Source organism: Escherichia albertii NBRC 107761 = DSM 17582 (assembly GCF_000759775.1).
Classification (GTDB): Bacteria; Pseudomonadota; Gammaproteobacteria; order Enterobacterales; family Enterobacteriaceae; genus Escherichia; species Escherichia albertii.
The window spans coordinates 1-19,459 of record NZ_BBMY01000055.1; the positions used below are offsets into that span (position 1 = coordinate 1).

Annotated in this window: 20 protein-coding genes; 15 read left to right on the forward strand and 5 right to left on the reverse strand. The window is 48.5% G+C overall.

Annotated features, from left to right (window positions below):
* A partial coding sequence (locus EA14781_RS11560; protein ID WP_042335673.1) for an autotransporter YaiT-related protein occupies window positions 1-2,643 on the forward strand: 2,643 nt, incomplete at its 5' end.
* A gap of 87 nt (window positions 2,644-2,730) precedes the next feature.
* Window positions 2,731-3,354 (forward strand): hydrogen peroxide resistance inhibitor IprA, encoded by a 624-nt coding sequence (gene iprA, locus EA14781_RS11565; protein WP_000953615.1) that lies wholly within the window; start codon window positions 2,731-2,733, stop codon window positions 3,352-3,354.
* Here iprA and ampH read toward each other — a convergent pair whose 3' ends face one another.
* The gene (gene ampH, locus EA14781_RS11570; protein WP_000830770.1) at window positions 3,355-4,512 is read right to left on the reverse strand and encodes a D-alanyl-D-alanine-carboxypeptidase/endopeptidase AmpH; all 1,158 of its coding nucleotides are present in this window, start codon (window positions 4,510-4,512) and stop codon (window positions 3,355-3,357) included.
* Between the two features lie 351 nt (window positions 4,513-4,863).
* On the opposite strand from ampH, the gene sbmA reads away from it, so the two are divergent.
* Both sbmA and yaiW read left to right on the forward strand, forming a co-directional pair.
* Window positions 4,864-6,084: a peptide antibiotic transporter SbmA gene (sbmA, locus tag EA14781_RS11580; RefSeq protein WP_000477006.1), complete on the forward strand. Its 1,221-nt coding sequence runs from the start codon at window positions 4,864-4,866 to the stop codon at window positions 6,082-6,084.
* Between the two features lie 11 nt (window positions 6,085-6,095).
* Window positions 6,096-7,190, forward strand: coding sequence for a surface-exposed outer membrane lipoprotein YaiW (gene yaiW / locus EA14781_RS11585; RefSeq protein ID WP_000060648.1), 1,095 nt, complete (start codon window positions 6,096-6,098; stop codon window positions 7,188-7,190).
* Between the two features lie 57 nt (window positions 7,191-7,247).
* Here the strand turns inward: yaiW and EA14781_RS11590 are convergent, their stop codons facing one another.
* The gene (locus EA14781_RS11590; RefSeq protein WP_000763155.1) at window positions 7,248-7,556 is read right to left on the reverse strand and encodes a DUF2755 family protein; all 309 of its coding nucleotides are present in this window, start codon (window positions 7,554-7,556) and stop codon (window positions 7,248-7,250) included.
* Window positions 7,557-7,815: 259 nt separating this feature from the next.
* On the opposite strand from EA14781_RS11590, the gene EA14781_RS11595 reads away from it, so the two are divergent.
* Window positions 7,816-8,028 (forward strand): DUF2754 domain-containing protein, encoded by a 213-nt coding sequence (locus EA14781_RS11595; protein WP_024164635.1) that lies wholly within the window; start codon window positions 7,816-7,818, stop codon window positions 8,026-8,028.
* A gap of 151 nt (window positions 8,029-8,179) precedes the next feature.
* Here the strand turns inward: EA14781_RS11595 and ddlA are convergent, their stop codons facing one another.
* Window positions 8,180-9,274: a D-alanine--D-alanine ligase gene (ddlA, locus tag EA14781_RS11600; protein ID WP_000413645.1), complete on the reverse strand. Its 1,095-nt coding sequence runs from the start codon at window positions 9,272-9,274 to the stop codon at window positions 8,180-8,182.
* A gap of 450 nt (window positions 9,275-9,724) precedes the next feature.
* On the opposite strand from ddlA, the gene iraP reads away from it, so the two are divergent.
* The 4 genes from iraP (at window position 9,725) to adrA (ending at window position 13,159) form a co-directional block, all read left to right on the forward strand.
* A complete protein-coding gene (gene iraP, locus EA14781_RS11605; RefSeq protein ID WP_000793041.1) occupies window positions 9,725-9,985 on the forward strand; it encodes an anti-adapter protein IraP in 261 nt (86 codons plus the stop codon).
* 102 nt (window positions 9,986-10,087) lie between these two features.
* The gene (gene phoA, locus EA14781_RS11610; protein WP_000814393.1) at window positions 10,088-11,503 is read left to right on the forward strand and encodes an alkaline phosphatase; all 1,416 of its coding nucleotides are present in this window, start codon (window positions 10,088-10,090) and stop codon (window positions 11,501-11,503) included.
* A gap of 118 nt (window positions 11,504-11,621) precedes the next feature.
* Window positions 11,622-11,942, forward strand: a complete 321-nt coding sequence (psiF, locus tag EA14781_RS11615) for a phosphate starvation-inducible protein PsiF (RefSeq protein ID WP_002430264.1) — start codon at window positions 11,622-11,624, stop codon at window positions 11,940-11,942.
* Between the two features lie 101 nt (window positions 11,943-12,043).
* Window positions 12,044-13,159, forward strand: coding sequence for a diguanylate cyclase AdrA (gene adrA, locus EA14781_RS11620; RefSeq protein ID WP_000484028.1), 1,116 nt, complete (start codon window positions 12,044-12,046; stop codon window positions 13,157-13,159).
* A 16-nt stretch (window positions 13,160-13,175) separates the two neighbouring features.
* Here adrA and proC read toward each other — a convergent pair whose 3' ends face one another.
* Window positions 13,176-13,985 (reverse strand): pyrroline-5-carboxylate reductase, encoded by an 810-nt coding sequence (proC, locus tag EA14781_RS11625; protein ID WP_002430262.1) that lies wholly within the window; start codon window positions 13,983-13,985, stop codon window positions 13,176-13,178.
* Between the two features lie 119 nt (window positions 13,986-14,104).
* Here proC and EA14781_RS11630 point away from each other — a divergent pair, with 119 nt between their 5' ends.
* The 5 genes from EA14781_RS11630 (at window position 14,105) to EA14781_RS11655 (ending at window position 17,406) form a co-directional block, all read left to right on the forward strand.
* Entirely contained in the window at window positions 14,105-14,563 is a 459-nt protein-coding gene (locus EA14781_RS11630; RefSeq protein WP_000158129.1) for a YaiI/YqxD family protein, read from the forward strand.
* Between the two features lie 182 nt (window positions 14,564-14,745).
* The gene (gene aroL, locus EA14781_RS11635) at window positions 14,746-15,357 is read left to right on the forward strand and encodes a shikimate kinase AroL (RefSeq protein WP_000193381.1); all 612 of its coding nucleotides are present in this window, start codon (window positions 14,746-14,748) and stop codon (window positions 15,355-15,357) included.
* Window positions 15,358-15,614: 257 nt separating this feature from the next.
* On the forward strand, window positions 15,615-16,292 hold the full coding sequence (locus EA14781_RS11645) for an AroM family protein (protein WP_000332670.1): 678 nt from the start codon (window positions 15,615-15,617) through the stop codon (window positions 16,290-16,292).
* A 71-nt stretch (window positions 16,293-16,363) separates the two neighbouring features.
* Window positions 16,364-16,648 carry a pyrimidine/purine nucleoside phosphorylase gene (ppnP, locus tag EA14781_RS11650; RefSeq protein ID WP_000941957.1) on the forward strand — a complete coding sequence of 95 codons (285 nt, stop codon included), beginning with the start codon at window positions 16,364-16,366 and terminating at the stop codon, window positions 16,646-16,648.
* Window positions 16,649-16,950: 302 nt separating this feature from the next.
* Window positions 16,951-17,406: an SF0329 family protein gene (locus EA14781_RS11655; RefSeq protein WP_000813701.1), complete on the forward strand. Its 456-nt coding sequence runs from the start codon at window positions 16,951-16,953 to the stop codon at window positions 17,404-17,406.
* A 108-nt stretch (window positions 17,407-17,514) separates the two neighbouring features.
* On the opposite strand, the gene rdgC is transcribed toward EA14781_RS11655, so the two are convergent.
* Window positions 17,515-18,426, reverse strand: coding sequence for a recombination-associated protein RdgC (gene rdgC, locus EA14781_RS11660; protein ID WP_002430261.1), 912 nt, complete (start codon window positions 18,424-18,426; stop codon window positions 17,515-17,517).
* A gap of 124 nt (window positions 18,427-18,550) precedes the next feature.
* On the opposite strand from rdgC, the gene mak reads away from it, so the two are divergent.
* A complete protein-coding gene (gene mak, locus EA14781_RS11665) occupies window positions 18,551-19,459 on the forward strand; it encodes a fructokinase (RefSeq protein ID WP_001219340.1) in 909 nt (302 codons plus the stop codon).

Sequence of the window (19,459 nt, forward strand, 5' to 3'; positions counted from 1 at the left end):
AGCGGCGACACGGTAAACGGTATCATTTCCACCTACTACCTGAATCATGATTATGCTGATAATTCTGCGAATACGTTGAATATCACCAACTCAACCATTCACGGCGATATCACTTCTGACTTGCCTTTTGGCTGGTACAGCTATGATTCATCAACTGATACTTACAGTGGTTATGAGTTCAATAATGGCACGACTGTTGCGGCGCATGACTGGGTTGATAATGATACCTTCACGCTGAACATCTCCAATTCCACTATTGATGATGATTACGAAGCGCTCTATTTCACCGATACTTATCTGGATGCCGACGGTAAAACCGTTAAGAGCAATGCCGATCAGTTTGTAACTGCTCTGGGCGTCGCTGTTAATCTGGATGTAGAAAGCGCCATCAACATTACCAACAACTCTCATGTCGCCGGTATTGCTCTGACCCAGGGCGATACGACGAATGCTAAGTATACTACCGGTGATCATCAGTGGGATAACAGCATTAAAGTTGTTGATTCTACCGTAACGTCTGGTGCAACTGAGCAACTGGAAACAAGTACGGGTCATTTCGGTCACTCTGCAGAGCCGAGTGATTATGATGGATCCTATACTGCAGACGATGTTGCATTAGCTTTTACTGATAACGCTGCTTCTGACTACCGCATGGTGAACAACGTAGAGTTCGACCATTCAACTCTGCAGGGCGATGTGGTTTTCACCAGTACGTTTAATGCCAATTTCGGTTTCACCGACGTTAACAAAGATGGTGTATACGACAGCAATGCCGGCTGGGTAGCTGATGATCAGAACGTTGACCATTTGAACCTGACGCTGAACAACAGCAAGTGGGTAGGGGCTGCGTGGTCCAACGTTGAAAGTATTGATCCTGTAAACATGTACGATGTTGCGGCAAACAGTCTGGATCCAGAAACAACGAATACTGATGCATGGGGCCGCGTTAATTCCGCTGATAGTTTCCAGAGCAGTATCTTTGACGTCAAACTGGTTAACGGTTCCGAATGGGATACTACTAAATCTTCTCTGATTGATACGCTGACTGTGGATGGCGCTTCTCAGGTTAACGTTGCTGACTCCAGTCTGACTTCAGACTCCATCGTTCTGACCAACGGTTCTTCTATGAACATTGGCAAGCAAGGGAGTGTTGATACCGATCATCTGACTATCGACAGCTATAGTACGGTTAATCTGGATACTACCGCCGTTAACTATGGTGATACTGCGCTGTATGCTAACACTATCACCGTTAACAATGGCGGTGTGCTGGACGTAAACGTTGATCAGTATGACGCTAATCCGTTCCAGACTGAGAAATTAGAGCTGACTAACGGTGGTGTATTCGATATCCATAGTAGCGATTACATCCTGAATGCCGATCTGGTTAACGGTCATACCAATGACACTTCCAAGTCTAACTACGGCTACTGTGTTATTGCGATGAACTCCGACGGTCACCTGACCGTAAACGGCAATAGCGATCTGAACTCCGGTGACGAAGCAGATGCCAGCAGCGTGAACGACAACGTAGTCGCCGCAACCGGTAACTACAAAGTTCGTATCGACAATGCAACGGGCACTGGTGCAATCGCTGATTACAAAGATAAAGAAATTATCTACGTAAACGACGCCAATACCAACGCGACCTTCTCTGCAGCTAACAAAGCTGACTTGGGTGCTTACACCTATCAGGCAGAACAGAAAGGTAACACCGTTGTTCTGCAACAGATGGATCTGACCGACTACGCTAATATGGCGCTGAGCATCCCGTCCGCGAACACCAATATCTGGAACCTGGAACAAGACACCGTTGGTACTCGTTTGACCAACTCTCGTCATGGCCTGGCTGATAACGGCGGCGCATGGGTAAGCTACTTCGGTGGCAACTTCAACGGCGACAACGGCACCATCAACTATGATCAAGATGTTAACGGCATCATGGTCGGTGTTGATACCAAAGTTGACGGTAATAACGCTAAGTGGATCATCGGTGCGGCTGCAGGCTTTGCTAAAGGTGACATGAATGACCGTACTGGTCAGGTGGATCAAGACAGCCAGTCTGCCTACATCTACTCTTCTGCTCACTTCGCGAACAACATCTTTGTTGACGGTAACTTAAGTTACTCTCACTTCAACAACGATTTGAACGCTAACATGAGCGACGGTACTTATGTTGACGGTAGCACCAACTCTGACGCCTGGGGCTTCGGTGTTAAACTGGGTTACGACTGGAAAGTGGGTGACGCAGGTTATGTAACTCCTTACGGCAGCATTTCTGGTCTGTTCCAGTCTGGTGATGACTACAACCTCAGCAACGACATGAAAGTTGATGGTCAGTCTTACGACAGTATGCGTTATGAACTGGGTGTAGATGCGGGTTATACCTTCACTTACAGCGAAGACCAGGCTCTGACTCCGTACTTCAAACTGGCTTACGTTTACGACGACTCTAATAATGATGCCGACGTAAATGGTGATTCCATTGACAACGGTACTGAAGGGTCTGCGGTACGTGTTGGTCTGGGTACTCAGTTCAGCTTCACCAAAAACTTCAGCGCCTATACCGATGCTAACTACCTCGGTGGTGGTGACGTAGATCAAGATTGGTCTGCGAATGTAGGTGTTAAATATACCTGGTAATATTCTTCACTCTGAAGAAATACTGGTAATTTAATCTAAATAATGCCCGTCAAGGATTTGACGGGCATTACTGCATAGGACGCGCAAATGTTATCTGTAGGTAAACCTCTTCAGGAATTTAGTAAGCTCGATAAATGTTTGTCCAGATACGGCACGCGCTTCGAGTTTAATAATGAAAAACAAATTATTTTTTCCAGTGATGTCGACAACGAAGACACATTCGTTATTTTAGAAGGAATTATCTCTCTGCGTAGAGAAGAAAATGTGCTTGTCGGTATTACACAGGCTCCTTTTATTATGGGCCTGGCTGATGGTTTAATGAAAAATGATATACCGTACAAATTAATATCAGAAGGAAACTGTATGGGATATCATCTGCCAGCCAAACAAACTATTGCTCTTATTGAGCAACATCAACTCTGGCGTGACGCTTTTTACTGGTTAGCCTGGCAAAATCGAATTCTGGAATTACGCGATGTTCAGCTCATTGGTCATAATTCCTACGAACAAATTCGTGCCACTTTATTATCAATGATTGACTGGAATGACGAGTTGCGCTCACGTATTGGTGTAATGAATTATATTCATCAACGTACACGGATATCACGTTCTGTCGTCGCTGAAGTTCTCGCTGCCTTACGCAAGGGTGGTTACATTGAAATGAATAAAGGCAAACTGATTGCTATCAACCGTTTGCCTTCAGAGTATTAATCAGGACGCGGGGATGACCAGCGGTTTATTCCCGCTCAGTTCGGTTATTAAATCATTAATTCCGTCACTCATATTTTTAAAACGGGTCAACGGCGAGCGGGTGACAACGACAAACGCGCCAATATTTTTTTGCGGGATCATCGCCATGTAAGTAATGAAACCGCCGCCGCCACCGGTCTTTTGAATAATTCCCGGACGTCCATCCTTCGGCGCCATATACACCCAGCCTAAACCGAGCGCATCTGCTTTGCCTGGCACATCCATCCCGATCACTTTCGTAAACTGTGCACGCTGATAAATCAACGTCTGCATACGATCTGCCTGATTGCTGCGTTGATAAAAATCAGACGATAAATACTGCTGCATCCAGCGCATCATATCGCCAGGCGTGGAATAGACACCGCCGCTGCCAATTGCCGCCAGGGTGTTATTACATGGACTGGCTCCTCGTTCGGCTACCATTAAACGACGGCACTGGTCAGGAGATGGCGTGTAGGTGGTGTCCTTCATTCCCAGCGGACGGGTAATTTGCTCTTCAAACAATTGTGTATAGGGCTTGCCAGAAGCATTTGCCAGCGCATCTGCCAACAGGTCGAATGCGAGATTGGAGTACGCGGCCTGACTACCCGGAGCGGCTTTCAGTTTTGCAGTTGAAAGGTATTTCCAGCGCTGCTCGCGAGTCGGCCAGACAAAAACCGGACGATTTGCAGCCCCGCCCGGTTGTTCACGAGGCAGGGCGCTGGTATGCGTTGCCAGATTCACCAACGTGATGGGCGTTCCATTGTAGGTCGGTACGCGTGCGCCTGGCGGAGCATATTTACTTAGCGGATCGTTTAACTTCACCGTCCCTTGATCCAGCAATTTCACCAGCATTTCGCTGGTCATCAGTTTGGTTAATGAAGCAATACGAATTACGGAATCCAGCTGCGGGCGAACGTTATTTCCGGGGCGTGTTTCCCCATAACTGCGAAAAACACGCTGATTGCCATCGATAACCACTAACGCCATCCCCGTGGCGCCGCTGCCGTAAAAAATATGATCGGCATAACGCTCGACAATGTCAGAGGCGAACTCCGGTTCGGTAATCGATTGCGCCGCCTGGACGGAGGTCAATGACGCCGCGCACAGCACGACAGAAAAAAGCAGACTACGTTTCAACGGTGGTGTCCATAAATTGAATGAAGGTAATAGAGCGTATTTATACTACTCATTGATGGATTGCAAAGCGCGAATTAGTGCAATTTTAGTGCGAAAAGCGTAACGGCGCGTAAACTCAACCTCTTCCCTGCTCACCAATACCGACATTTGTGATCCCGCGCGTGTTAATCCACTATTGTAAACAATCCTTTGTTTGTGAAATCCGTCGAAACAATTCTTCTGGTCAGGATGACGAACTAAGAGCCACCCTTTTGGTCACAATGGGCGGTTTCAATTGGCTGACCCTTTGGGGCAGTCGTACGGTTTACGCACAGCATCTGTTAAAACGACAAGAAGTTAGCAGGAGATCATATGTTCAAGTCTTTTTTCCCAAAACCGGGAGCCTTTTTTCTCTCGGCCTTTGTTTGGGCGTTAATTGCCGTGATTTTCTGGCAAGCCGGAGGCGGTGATTGGGTGGCACATATCACCGGTGCTTCAAACGATATTCCTATTAGCGCTGCGCGCTTCTGGTCGTCAAACTTTCTGATTTTCTACGCCTATTACATTGTTTGCGTGGGGATTTTTGCGCTGTTCTGGTTTATCTACAGTCCGCATCGTTGGCAATACTGGTCAATACTCGGCACTGCGCTGATTATCTTTGTGACCTGGTTCCTGGTGGAAGTCGGAGTGGCGGTCAACGCCTGGTATGCACCGTTCTACGATTTAATTCAAACCGCGCTAAGTTCCCCGCATAAAGTGACCATTGAACAGTTTTATCGCGAAGTGGGCGTCTTTCTGGGGATCGCACTGATTGCAGTGGTGATAAGCGTGCTGAACAATTTCTTTGTCAGCCACTACGTATTCCGCTGGCGTACCGCGATGAACGAATATTACATGGCGAACTGGCAACAACTGCGTCATATCGAAGGGGCCGCTCAACGCGTACAGGAAGACACGATGCGCTTTGCCTCTACGCTGGAGGATATGGGCGTTAGTTTTATCAATGCTATCATGACGTTGATTGCTTTTTTACCCGTGCTGGTAACACTCTCTGTACATGTCCCGGAACTGCCGATTATTGGTCATATTCCTTATGGTCTGGTGGTTGCCGCAATTGTCTGGTCATTGATGGGTACCGGATTGCTGGCGGTGGTAGGGATAAAATTGCCAGGGCTGGAATTTAAAAACCAACGCGTAGAAGCGGCTTATCGTAAAGAGCTGGTCTATGGTGAAGACGATGTCACCCGTGCGACGCCGCCAACAGTGTGTGAGCTGTTCAGTGCTGTGCGGAAGAACTATTTCCGTCTCTATTTTCACTATATGTATTTCAACATTGCCCGCATTCTCTATTTGCAGGTCGATAACGTTTTCGGTTTGTTCTTGCTGTTTCCGTCGATTGTTGCCGGTACGATTACGCTCGGTCTGATGACACAGATTACCAATGTGTTCGGTCAGGTCCGAGGTGCCTTCCAGTATTTGATTAACTCGTGGACCACACTGGTAGAGTTGATGTCAATCTATAAACGTCTGCGCAGTTTTGAACATGAGCTGGATGGTGACAAAATTCAGGAAGTAACCCATACGTTGAGTTAAAAGGAGAGGTAATGTCGTTGGTCAATCGTCTTTCTTCGCTTTCATTGTTGGCTGTTTTTGTTTTAGCGGGATGCAGTAGCCAGGCGCCGCAACCGTTGAAAAAAGGTGAAAAAGCGATAGATGTGGCGAGCGTGGTTCGGCAGAAGTTGCCAGCCAGCGTGAAAGACCGTGATGCCTGGGCAAAAGATCTTGCGACCACTTTTGAGAGCCAGGGACTGGCGCCGACGATGGAGAATGTTTGCTCGGTGCTGGCGGTAGCGCAGCAAGAATCCAACTATCGTGCGGACCCGGTGGTGCCAGGGCTAAGTAAAATCGCCTGGCAAGAGATTGACCGTCGCGCTGAACGGATGCACATTCCGGCTTTTCTGGTCCATACCGCGCTGAAAATCAAATCGCCAAACGGCAAAAGTTACAGCGAACGATTAGATACCGTGCGTACAGAAAAGCAGTTGAGTGCGATTTTTGACGATCTGATAAGCATAGTGCCGATGGGGCAGACGCTGTTTGGTTCGCTTAACCCGGTTCGCACTGGCGGGCCGATGCAGGTCAGTATTGCTTTTGCCGAACAACACACCAAAGGCTATCCATGGAAAATGGACGGCACTGTGCGTCAGGAAGTTTTTAGTCGTCGCGGTGGATTATGGTTTGGCACGTATCATTTATTGAATTATCCGGCTAATTACAGCGCGCCAATTTACCGTTTTGCTGATTTTAATGCAGGCTGGTACGCCAGTCGTAACGCCGCATTTCAGAATGCAGTTAGTAAAGCCAGTGGTGTGAAGCTGGCGCTGGATGGTGATTTGATTCGTTATGACAGTAAAGAACCGGGCAAAACGGAGCTGGCGACACGCAAACTGGCGGGCAAACTCGGAATGAGCGATAGCGAAATTCGTCGTCAGCTAGAAAAAGGGGACAGTTTCTCTTTTGAAGAGACCGCGTTGTACAAGAAGGTTTATCAGCTCGCAGAAGCGAAAACGGGTAAATCGCTGCCGCGTGAAATGTTGCCCGGCATTAAGCTGGAAAGCCCAAAAATCACCCGTAACCTTACCACTGCATGGTTTGCAAAGCGTGTTGATGAGCGATGGGCGCGCTGTATGAAGCAGTGATCAATAGAGAATTGTGTGCCAGATAAGGCGTTTACGCTTTATCTGGCAAAGCAAATCTTACTGGCGGCGATGTCGCCAGTGCAGCCATCCGGCAACTATTGCAAAAATGAAGCAGCCAACCAAAAATGGTATCAGTCCGAAAATAGTGCCGACGCCGAAACCCATTTCCACCCGAGGACGGCCTGTCTCCTGTACCTGCATCAAACGCTCATAAATGCCTGGTGCATGTACTAACAAATTCAACAATTGCGCTCCAATCCAAAAGCAAAACAGCACAAACAAAGCGTAGGCAACGTTGCCGGACGTTGAAGAGGTATTACGATTTTTTTTGCTAAACATTGACTTAGACAAGGTGAAATCAGCCATAAAAACCTCCCGAAGTCATTTACTTCTCTTCTGGTGTGATACCAGCGGTTGATGGCAAGTCTGACAGGTCATTTAGATTGTCAACATCAGAATCATGGTAAATTCAGACTGGGAATATTCCCGAAGTGTGAATACTCGTCGAGTGTCACAAAATGGTAACGTTAAGTTAAATTCCCCAACAGGCATTAAAAATGCCGTCTATGCCACAGACGAATGTTGCGGAATATGGGAGGATGTTATTTTTCGTTAGGAGCAGCCAATGAACCTGCCTGTAAAAATCCGCCGCGACTGGCATTACTACGCGTTCGCTATTGGTCTCATTTTCATTCTTAATGGTGTGGTGGGATTGTTGGGATTCGAGGCAAAAGGTTGGCAGACCTATGCAATCGGTCTGGTGACGTGGGTGACAGGCTTCTGGCTGGCAGGGATGATTATTCGTCGTCGCGATGATGAAGCTGAAAACGCCCAATAACAAATTATTGGGCGTTCTGGTGTTGCTGACAACGTGCTCGTTGTTTATGCCGGAGGTGGCGTGAATGCCTTATTCTGCCTACAAAATCGATATTACAATTATCAGCCAGGCCTGATAAGCGAAGCGCATCAGGCAATCTTACGTCTGCGCATCACATCGTGGTTTTCAATGCGTTATCCGCAGCGTGGCGCTCCAGCGCCAGTTCAATCAAACGCGTGATGAGGTCGGTGTAACTCAGACCGCTGGCTTGCCACAGTTTCGGATACATACTGATGTTAGTGAATCCAGGTAGTGTGTTGATCTCATTGATCACCACGTCATTTTCCGGGGTTAAAAAGACGTCCACTCGTGCCATACCGGCACACCCCAGCGTCTGATAAGCCTGCACTGCGATCGCCCGGATTTTGTCGTTAATTTCCGGTGCAATGTTCGCAGGAACCACCACTTTCGCGCCATCTTCATCAATGTACTTGGTGTCGTAGGCGTAGAAATCACTGGTCAGCACGATCTCACCGCAGGTGCTGGCTTGCGGATCGTCATTACCCAGAACGGCGCATTCGATCTCGCGGCCTTTGATCCCTTGCTCAACGATCACTTTATGATCGAACTCGAATGCCAGATCGACGGCAATTGCGTATTGTTCTTCACTGGTTACTTTGCTGACGCCAACCGAGGAACCCTGGTTAGCCGGTTTTACAAACAGCGGTAAACCCAGTTTAGACTGCACTTCGGCAAAACTGATTTTGTGGCGATTAGCACGCGTCAGAGTAATAAATGGCGCGATGTTCAACCCGGCGTCGCGCAGTAGACGTTTGGTGATGTCTTTATCCATGCAAGCGGCAGAAGCCAGAACATCTGAACCGACAAACGGTAAATTGGCGACCCGTAGCATTCCCTGCAAGGAACCATCTTCACCCAGCGTACCGTGGACAATCGGGAAAATGACATCCACCGTTGGCAACGGCTGGCCGTTTTGCGCGTCGATAAGCTGATGCTCATGCTTGCCTGGCACCTGTGCGAGGCTGGTCGCAGAAGGGCGTAGCGCAATATGGGCAGGATCGTCTGCATTCAGCAGATAATTGTTGGCATCGCTGACGTGCCATTGCCCTTGTTTATCAATGCCCAGCAGCACAACGTCGAAACGGCTTTTATCAATGGCATCGACAATATTTTTTGCCGATTGCAAAGACACTTCATGTTCTGCTGATTTTCCACCAAAAACGATACCTATCCGCAGTTTTTCCATCTTGAAAACCTATCCCGTCGAACATAAAGAACATACATTACCACGACAATACGGGGGATTCGCGGCCTTCTGACAGAATGTTGCGATCTTCTGACCACAAAGCACTCGGCTTGCTGGTTAAGAAATATTATTGATTAAATTGTGTGCGTTAGATCACAAAAATGATGAACGGGAAACGAATTTATTCCTGAGATTAACGGAGGCTTAATCAGTGAATAGCTTAATAATAAGTTAACTAAGCAAATATATTTCATAACTTTTTATTATACTAAAGGTTGATAGTTGAATAGCGGCTTTATTTGTAAGACAACTATTTAAATAAGAGAAACGTTTCGCTGACAAATATTTGTGTAAAATATTTCCTTCGTCATAAAAATACGACTTCCAGGCCCTATGAAGTGATGAAGCATAATGTTAACTTCTCCATACTTTGGATAAGGAAATACAGATATGAAAAATCTCATTTCTGAGTTGTTATTTAGACTCGCTCAAAAAGAAGAAGAGTCGAAAGAACTGTGCGCGCAGGTGGAGGCACTGGAGATTATTGTTACCGCAATGCTGCGCAATATGGCACAAAATGACCAGCAGCGGTTGATTGATCAGGTTGAGGGGGCATTGTGTGCGGTAAAGCCCGATGCCAGCATTCCTGACGGCGATACGGAGCTGCTGCGCGATTACGTAAAAAAGTTGTTGAGATATCCTCGTCAGTAACAAATTAAGTCACTTTTCTTACTGTCATAAAGCTGTCATGCCGGAGACTTATAGTCGCTTTGTTTTTATTTTTTTATTGTATTTGTACATGGAGAAAATAAAGTGAAACAAAGCACTATTGCACTGGCCCTGTTACCGTTACTGTTTACCCCTGTGACAAAAGCCCGGATACCAGAGATGCCTGTTCTGGAAAATCGAGCTGCACAAGGAGATATTACTACGCCTGGCGGTGCTCGCCGTTTAACAGGTGATCAGACTGTCGCCTTACGTGATTCACTTAGCGATAAACCGGTAAAAAATATTATTTTACTAATTGGCGATGGGATGGGCGATTCGGAAATCACTGCCGCACGCAATTATGCCGAAGGCGCGGGTGGTTTTTTCAAAGGGATCGATGCCTTACCGTTGACTGGTCAATACACTCACTATGCGCTGGATAAAAAAACGGGCAAACCAGACTATGTGACCGATTCTGCCGCGTCAGCAACCGCCTGGTCAACCGGCGTCAAAACCTATAACGGCGCTCTGGGCGTTGATATTCACGAAAAGGATCACCCCACCATTCTGGAAATGGCAAAAGCTGCCGGACTGGCGACGGGTAACGTGTCAACGGCTGAATTGCAGGATGCCACGCCTGCAGCGCTGGTGGCGCATGTGACGTCGCGCAAATGTTATGGTCCAGGCGCTACCAGCGAGAAATGCCCGGGCAACGCGCTGGAAAAAGGGGGTAAAGGTTCTATTACCGAGCAACTGCTTAATACCCGTGCTGATGTCACGCTTGGCGGCGGCGCAAAAACCTTTGCAGAAATTGCAACCGCTGGCGAATGGCAGGGAAAAACGTTGCGTGAACAGGCGCAGGCGCGTGGTTATCAGATAGTCAGCGATACAGCATCGTTGAATGCGGTGATGGAAGCTAATCAGCAAAAACCGCTACTGGGATTATTTGCCGATGGCAATATGCCTGTGCGTTGGGAAGGACCAAAAGCAACATACCACGGCAATATTGATAAGCCCGCTGTAACCTGTACGCCGAATCCGCAACGTAATGATAGCGTGCCGACGCTGGCGCAGATGACCGATAAAGCCATTGAATTATTGAGTAAAAATGAGAAAGGCTTCTTCCTGCAAGTTGAGGGAGCATCGATCGACAAACAAGATCACGCCGCTAATCCTTGTGGGCAAATTGGTGAAACGGTCGATCTCGATGAAGCTGTACAGCGGGCGCTGGAATTTGCCAAAAAGGATGGCAATACACTGGTTGTGGTAACGGCAGACCATGCTCACGCCAGTCAGATTGTCGCGCCGGATACTAAAGCTCCGGGCTTGACTCAGGCATTAAATACCAAAGATGGCGCAGTGATGGTGATCAGCTACGGTAACTCTGAAGAAGACTCTCAAGAGCACACTGGCAGCCAACTGCGAATTGCCGCTTATGGTCCACATGCCGCGAATGTGGTTGGCCTGACCGATCAGACCGATCTCTTCTACACTATGAAAGCTGCGCTGGGGCTGAAATAAAAACTCGCCCGGCGGTGAATTTTCGCTGTCGGGTGGTATTTTTCATGTTAGCAACCAGACTTAAAGGCAGATCACGGGCGCAAACGCTCATGGTTAAAATGTGAAGAGGGATGGTGCTATGAAAATAACATTACTGGTTACCCTGCTATTCGGTCTGGTTTTTTTAACCACTGTCGGCGCTGCCGAGAAGACGTTAACCCCACAACAACAGCGTATGACTACCTGTAATCAACAGGCGACGGCGCAGGCGTTAAAAGGGGATGCCCGTAAGACGTACATGAGTGATTGCCTGAAGAACAGCAAATCTGCGCCTGGTGAAAAGAGTTTGACGCCACAGCAGCAGAAGATGCGTGAATGCAATGGTCAGGCGACGCAGCAATCTCTGAAAGGCGATGATCGCAATAAGTTTATGAGTACTTGCCTCAAAAAAGCCGCGTAATACCTGTTAGTGCTAACGGGTGAGCTAAGGAAATGGCTCACCCGAAATATCATACTCCCGCCTGTAGCCCCGTCTCTATAATTTGGGAAAATTGTTTCTGAATGTTCCCAAAAATAATGAATGATGAAAACTTTTTCAAAAAAGCGGCGGCGCATGGGGAGGAACCTCCTTTTACTCCTCAAAACGAACATCAGCGATCCGGGTTGCGATTTGCCCGTCGTGTCAGGCTTCCCCGTGCGGTGGGATTGGCTGGTATGTTCTTACCGATTGCTTCAACGCTGGTTTCGCACCCGTCGCCGGGCTGGTGGTGGTTGGTGTTGGTCGGCTGGGCATTTGTCTGGCCGCATTTGGCCTGGCAGTTAGCGAGCAGGGCTGTTGATCCGCTAAGCCGGGAAATTTACAACTTAAAAACCGATGCAGTGTTAGCGGGAATGTGGGTAGGCGTAATGGGCGTAAACGTGCTGCCTTCAATCGCAATGTTGATGATTATGTGTCTGAATTTGATGGGGGCAGGCGGCCCCCGTCTGTTTGTTGCAGGTCTGGTGCTGATGGTGGTTTCCTGCCTTGTCACCCTGGAACTGACCGGTATTACGGTGTCGCTAAATAGTGCGCCGCTGGAATGGTGGCTCTCCCTTCCCATTATCATTATTTATCCTTTGCTGTTTGGTTGGGTCAGCTACCAGACGGCGATTAAACTGGCTGAACATAAACGCAGATTGCAGGTTATGAGTACTCGCGACGGTATGACGGGGGTGTATAACCGGCGTCATTGGGAAACGATGCTACGCAACGAATTTGATAATTGTCGGCGGCATAACCGTGATGCGACGTTATTGATTATTGATATCGACCATTTTAAGAGCATTAACGATACCTGGGGCCATGATGTCGGTGATGAAGCGATTGTTGCTCTCACCCGCCAGTTACAAATTACCCTGCGCGGCAGTGATGTGATTGGTCGATTTGGCGGCGATGAGTTTGCGGTGATCATGTCCGGTACGCCAGCGGAGAACGCCATTACCGCTATGTTGCGTGTGCATGAAGGGCTAAATAATTTACGCTTGTCGAATGCGCCGCAGGTGGTGTTACGGATTAGCGTTGGTGTTGCACCATTGAATCCACAAATGAGTCACTATCGTGAATGGCTGAAATCGGCAGATATGGCGCTCTATAAAGCAAAGAAAGCCGGACGTAACCGCACCGAAGTGGCGGCCTGACGTCCGGTGATGAGCATCAGGACTTGCTAAGTTTTTCTGATTTTTCCATACACTTCGTCATCGCTTCGATCACGGCGGCACGGAAGCCTTTCTCTTCCAGTACGAGCACTGCTTCAATGGTGGTGCCTCCCGGTGAGCAGACCATATCTTTCAATGCGCCGGGATGTTCTCCGGTTTCCAGTACCATTTTCGCGGACCCCATTACGGCCTGAGCTGCAAATTTGTAGGCCTGTGCGCGTGGCATTCCACCCAGCACCGCGGCGTCGGCCATCGCTTCGATAAACATAAAAACATAGGCTGGTGAAGAACCGCTCACTCCGACCACCGGATGGATCATCGGCTCGGCAATCACTTCCGCCTCACCGAAGCAGCGGAAAATATTCAGAACATCAGCGGTATCTTCTGGTGTGACCAGCGCATTTGGCGTCACGGAAGTCATCCCGGCGTTAACCAGTGCGGGGGTATTTGGCATCGCGCGGATAATTTTCCGGTCATGGCCCAGCGCCCGGGCAAGCTGGTCGAGGGTGACGCCTGCGGCGATAGAGACCACCAGCGAGTCTTTATTCAGGCTGGAGGTGATTTCGCTAAGCACTTTAATCATAATGCCCGGCTTAACGGCGGCAAAAACGATGTCGGCGATTTGCGCTACTTCTTGTGCCGATTCTGCGGCGTTGATGCCGAACTGGTCATGTAAGGCAGCGACTTTATCCGGGGAGGGGGTATAAACCCAGATTTGCCCTGGAAGGACCTGGCCGCTGGCAATCAGACCGCCGAGAATGGCTTTTCCCATATTGCCGCAGCCAATAAAACCGATTTTCTTTTCCATTGCCTCACTCCTGCCGTGAAATTCATTGTTTTGATAATCGCTGGCAGAAGCATAAACAGAACTATGCCGGAAGGCAAAAGCGCGACACAATAGAGGATGACTTAACAAAGGATGACTTTATGACAATATGGGTGGACGCCGATGCGTGTCCCAATGTAATTAAAGATATTTTGTACCGCGCGGCGGAACGTATGCAAATGCCCGTGGTGCTGGTGGCGAACCAGAGTTTACGCGTGCCGCCCTCGCGGTTCATTCGTACACTGCGCGTTGCGGCTGGTTTCGATGTTGCCGATAACGAAATCGTACGCCAGTGTGCGGCGGGGGATTTAGTGGTAACCGCGGATATCCCTCTTGCTTCAGAGGTCATCGGGAAAGGTGCGGCGGCGCTTAATCCACGCGGTGAGCGTTACACGCCAGCAACTATTCGCGAACGTCTGACAATGCGCGATTTTATGGATACTTTACGTGCCAGCGGTATTCAGACCGGAGGACCAGATAGTCTTTCGCAACGTGACCGCCAGTTATTTGCCGCTGAGCTGGAAAAGTGGTGGCTGGAAGTACAACGTAGTCGCGCATAAATGTAATTTATTATTTACACTCCTTTCTCATATATTTCTTGTTATAGTAAGGAATGTATTGAAATTTGCGTCCTGAGTGGAACTATTTCTTTACAATCGAAATTGTACTAGCTTGATGGTATGATCGCTATTCTCACGAAACCGGCTTTCGCCGCACTGCGACCTTTTGGGGAAAACCCACGATGACACAACCTCTTTTTCTGATCGGGCCTCGGGGCTGTGGTAAAACAACGGTTGGAATGGCCCTTGCCGATTCGCTCAATTGTCGGTTTGTCGATACCGACCAATGGCTGCAATCACAACTCAATATGACGGTCGCGGAGATCGTCGAAAAGGAAGAGTGGGCTGGATTTCGCGCCAGAGAGACCGCGGCGCTGGAAGCAGTGACTGCGCCTTCCAGTGTTATCGCAACGGGGGGCGGCATTATTCTGACGGAATTTAATCGTCATTACATGCGCAATAACGGAATTGTGGTTTACCTTTGCGCGCCGGTATCGGTGTTGGTTAATCGCCTGCAAGCTGCGCCTGAAGAGGACTTACGACCGACTCTGACAGGGAAACCGTTAAGTGAAGAGGTCGAGGAAGTGCTGGAAGAACGCGATGCGCTGTATCGCGAAGTTGCGCACATTATCATTGACGCCACAAACGAACCGGATCAGGTGGTCTCTGAAATTCGCTGTGCATTGACACAGACGCTAACAGAGCACCAGCTCCGTGCAGCGCATCCTAACCCTGACTCTTTTATCTGCGAACATTCGACATCTCTGGATGCTAAAAAAACGGAGAAAGAGTGACAGTATAAAACGGCTCGGAAGGGATTCTGAGTGCCACTATAACGGACCTGCGTCACACTTTTCACAATTCATGTTTTTCAAATAATTAGAATATTAAACAATAACAACCCATTACTGGAATCATTTGGAATCTTTACATTATGCCGTGCGCGTTTGCTGCCAGGCTTTTTGTCATTTGCTGCACAGGTGACTGTCAGCAGTGGTGCCTGGCATTTAGCCGGTAATTAACGACGAAGTAAAAGTAAGGTGGAAGAACAATGTGTGCGTCGTTGGCAATCCTGACCATCGGCATTGTACCTCTGCAGGAAGTTTTGCCGCTCCTGACCGAGTACATTGACGAAAAGAATATTTCTCATCATAGCCTGTTGGGAAATCTAAGCCGCGAGAGAGTGATGGCGGAGTATGCGCCGCAAGCGGGCGAAGAAACTATTCTCACATTACTCAATGATAATCAGTTGGCCCAGGTTTCGCGTCGAAAAATAGAACGTGATCTGCAAAGTGTGGTTGAAGTGCTCGATAACCAGGGCTACGACGTTATTTTGTTGATGAGCACGGCTGCCATTCGCGGTATGACCGTCCGAAATACGATCTTCCTGGAACCGTTGCGTATTTTGCCGCCGCTGGTTTCCTCTATTGTTGAGGGCCATCAAGTCGGCGTGATCGTACCGGTTGAAGAGCTGTTGGAAGCGCAGGCACAAAAATGGCAAATCTTACAAAAACCGCCGTTGTTCTCTCTGGGGGATCCTGTTCATGATTCGGAACAGAAAATCATCGAGGCAGGGAAAGAATTATTGGCAAATGGCGCGGATGTTATCATGCTGGATTGTCTTGGATTTAACCAACGTCATCGCGATTTACTGCAAAAACAGCTCGATGTTCCTGTTTTGCTCTCTAACGTATTGATTGCAAGGTTGGCAGCGGAATTACTGATGTAATTTTGCGTGACAGCCAGCGTCTCTGGCCCCTATAGTGACATAGACGTTTAACTACCAGACAAGGCCAGTTTATGCTTCAAAGTAATGAGTACTTTTCCGGCAAAGTGAAATCGATCGGCTTTACCAGTAGCAGCACTGGCCGCGCCAGCGTCGGCGTGATGGTGGAAGGCGAATATACCTTCAGCACTGCCGAACCTGAAGAGATGACAGTAATTAGTGGCGCGCTGAATGTGTTGCTGCCTGACGTGACTGACTGGCGAGTGTATGAAGCTGGTGAAGTGTTTAATGTTCCCGGTCACAGCGAGTTCCATCTGCAAGTTGCTGAACCGACCTCTTATTTGTGCCGCTATCTGTAATATCGCGCCTTCCCGGTTGAACGGGAGGGCGTGTTTCTGAAATGTTTCTATTTAATTAATAATATTTTTTTTTGCTGTTTTTTTTAGGCATATTTATAATCTGTCAAGATGGGTATAAATATTATGAATAGGTAATTAACACCCCTCAATAATATGCCAATGCAAGGCGACGAGACTAAAAGAGATGTCGTCGTTAATATTATTTTCTGTCTTCCAGAACTACAGCCGTTACGTAATTTAGTCAAAACTGGAGTGACGCGGTAAACTCGTAGTGAAGCGCGTAATAAGTTGGAGGAAAGATAATGAAACAACGCCCCTGGAGCAAGTTACAGCGGGAGATTTATGATTTACTGACTCCGACGATTAATCTGCAAATTCACTGCACATGCTACCCGATGAGTAGTCAAAATGGGGGAAGCACCGATTTGCCGCGTTACTGGATTTCTCTGGATAAAGACATTATCTGGGATTATCCCAAAGACTTTGTGGTGGGTAATTGCGGAGTTCAGAATTGTCACGGTGAAACCTGTTGGTACCCTTACCTGACGGATATTTCTGCGATATCTAATTTACTGCGTGAATATATTGATACACCGAAAGAAGATGTGTTAACGAAGCAGTTTACTAACGATAAATGGGGATTAGTGAATATTCTGCGTGCCGCCGACAGGCGAATAGGAATGAGGCGGTTAGATCAGTTACGACGTAAAACGCATAATATTGCCGCGTTAAAAATCATTGCCCGACGTACCGAATGATTACCCAATGCCGGATATGGTATATGCACTTTATCCGGCTAGTCATGGTTTCGTAGGCCGGATAAGACGCGCCAGGCATCACATCCGGCGTTGAAGGCAAATTAGTGATTAACGCTGGGCTTCACCACCTAATCCTTCGATCAGGTTTTGAATCAATGCCGCCAGTTCACCAGTCATCAGGATGAAATCGGCATCAAACCGCTGGGCGAAATCCTCACGATCAATGTCTTCGTTTTGATCGCGTAGTTCGTCGCAGAATTTCAGACGTTTCAGCGAGCCATCGTCGCACATTACAAACTGAATGCGTTGTTGCCAGTCGAGCGCCAGTTTGGTGACGACTTTTCCGGCTTCAATGTGATTGGTGATCTCTTCGCTGGTCAGGTCCTGTTTTTTCGCGCGGATCACGCCGCCATCTTCCAACAGCGATTTCAGTTCAGCTTCATCGAGTAACTGGAAGCCCTGCGCCGCGCCACCGGAATGCACCCATTCGGTTAGCGTGAGTTCAATCGGGTTTTCCATGCTCAATGGCACAACTGGTAGCGAACCGAGGCTTTTACGCAGCAGTGCCAGCGTATCTTCTGCTTTTTTGGCACTGGCGCAGTCCGCCATAATCAAACCGTTAACCGTGTCGATCCACATCATTGTCTGGCTAAAGCGGCTGAAAGCGCGTGGCAGCAGAGAGTGCAGCACTTCATCTTTCAGTGAATCTTTTTCGGTTTTCTTCAGCTTACGCGCCTGTTCCGCTTCCAGTTTGGCGATTTTCGCTTCCAGTGCCTGTTTAATGACCGGCGACGGGAGAATTTTTTCTTCTTTGCGTGCGCAGATAATAATTTGACCATTGGCAACGTGCGTTAATGCATCGCTGTGCGGTCCCATCGGAGGAACCCAGCCCATTTTCGCCATATCCTGGCTGCCGCACGGGGTAAATGCCATCGAGGCTAGCTGTTTTTCCATCTCTTCTGCACGCAGTGAAATGTCGCGGCTAAGACGGTAAACCATTAAATTTTTGAACCACAGCATGATAATTTCCACGGCCTTGTCGTTAAATTTAGCGGGCATGATAACGAATTGTCGGCGGCCTTGCATTGCCAATCCCATTGCCTGTCTCTACGCTATTGATATTGAAAAAGATAAGGAGAGTACCGTGCGTATAGGTATCGATTTAGGCGGCACCAAAACTGAAGTTATTGCCCTGGGCGATGCAGGGGAGCAGTTGTATCGCCATCGTCTTCCCACACCGCGTGATGATTACCGACAAACTATTGAAACGATTGCCACACTGGTCGATATGGCGGAACAGACAACGGGGCAATGTGGAACGGTAGGTATCGGCATACCCGGCTCTATCTCGCCATATACTGGCGTGGTAAAAAATGCCAATTCCACCTGGTTAAACGGACAGCCATTCGATAAAGATTTAAGCGCACGATTGCAGCGGGAGGTCCGGCTGGCAAATGACGCCAATTGTCTGGCTGTTTCAGAAGCGGTAGATGGCGCGGCAGCAGGGGCGAAGACGGTATTTGCCGTGATTATCGGCACGGGATGTGGCGCAGGTGTGGCGTTCAATGGGCGGGCGCACATCGGTGGCAACGGCACGGCAGGCGAGTGGGGACACAATCCACTACCGTGGATGGACACAGACGAACTGCGTTATCGCGAGGAAGTCCCTTGTTATTGCGGTAAACAAGGTTGTATTGAAACCTTTATTTCGGGAACCGGATTCGCTACAGATTATCATCGGCTGAGCGGACACGTGCTGAAAGGCAGTGAAATCATTCGTCTCGTCGAAGAAAACGATCCGGTAGCGGAGCTGGCATTGGACCGTTATGAGCGGCGCCTGGCGAAGTCACTGGCACATGTGGTGAATATTCTCGACCCGGACGTGATTGTCCTGGGCGGCGGGATGAGCAATGTCGAGCGTTTATATCAAACCGTTCCGCCGCTGATTAAACGGTTTGTCTTCGGTGGCGAATGTGAAACGCCAGTGCGTAAGGCGAAGCATGGTGATTCCAGTGGCGTACGCGGCGCCGCGTGGTTATGGCCGCAAGAGTAA

Coding starts and splice junctions, on each gene's coding strand:
- EA14781_RS11590 (WP_000763155.1), bottom strand. CDS start 7,556: ATGGCTGATTTCACCTTGTCTAAGTCAATGTTTAGCAAAAAAAATCGT.
- rdgC (WP_002430261.1), bottom strand. CDS start 18,426: ATGCTGTGGTTCAAAAATTTAATGGTTTACCGTCTTAGCCGCGACATT.
- psiF (WP_002430264.1), top strand. CDS start 11,622: ATGAAAATAACATTACTGGTTACCCTGCTATTCGGTCTGGTTTTTTTA.
- EA14781_RS11655 (WP_000813701.1), top strand. CDS start 16,951: ATGAAACAACGCCCCTGGAGCAAGTTACAGCGGGAGATTTATGATTTA.
- EA14781_RS11645 (WP_000332670.1), top strand. CDS start 15,615: ATGTGTGCGTCGTTGGCAATCCTGACCATCGGCATTGTACCTCTGCAG.
- adrA (WP_000484028.1), top strand. CDS start 12,044: ATGTTCCCAAAAATAATGAATGATGAAAACTTTTTCAAAAAAGCGGCG.
- EA14781_RS11630 (WP_000158129.1), top strand. CDS start 14,105: ATGACAATATGGGTGGACGCCGATGCGTGTCCCAATGTAATTAAAGAT.
- yaiW (WP_000060648.1), top strand. CDS start 6,096: ATGTCGTTGGTCAATCGTCTTTCTTCGCTTTCATTGTTGGCTGTTTTT.
- iraP (WP_000793041.1), top strand. CDS start 9,725: ATGAAAAATCTCATTTCTGAGTTGTTATTTAGACTCGCTCAAAAAGAA.
- sbmA (WP_000477006.1), top strand. CDS start 4,864: ATGTTCAAGTCTTTTTTCCCAAAACCGGGAGCCTTTTTTCTCTCGGCC.
- ddlA (WP_000413645.1), bottom strand. CDS start 9,274: ATGGAAAAACTGCGGATAGGTATCGTTTTTGGTGGAAAATCAGCAGAA.
- ppnP (WP_000941957.1), top strand. CDS start 16,364: ATGCTTCAAAGTAATGAGTACTTTTCCGGCAAAGTGAAATCGATCGGC.
- proC (WP_002430262.1), bottom strand. CDS start 13,985: ATGGAAAAGAAAATCGGTTTTATTGGCTGCGGCAATATGGGAAAAGCC.
- aroL (WP_000193381.1), top strand. CDS start 14,746: ATGACACAACCTCTTTTTCTGATCGGGCCTCGGGGCTGTGGTAAAACA.
- EA14781_RS11595 (WP_024164635.1), top strand. CDS start 7,816: ATGAACCTGCCTGTAAAAATCCGCCGCGACTGGCATTACTACGCGTTC.
- iprA (WP_000953615.1), top strand. CDS start 2,731: ATGTTATCTGTAGGTAAACCTCTTCAGGAATTTAGTAAGCTCGATAAA.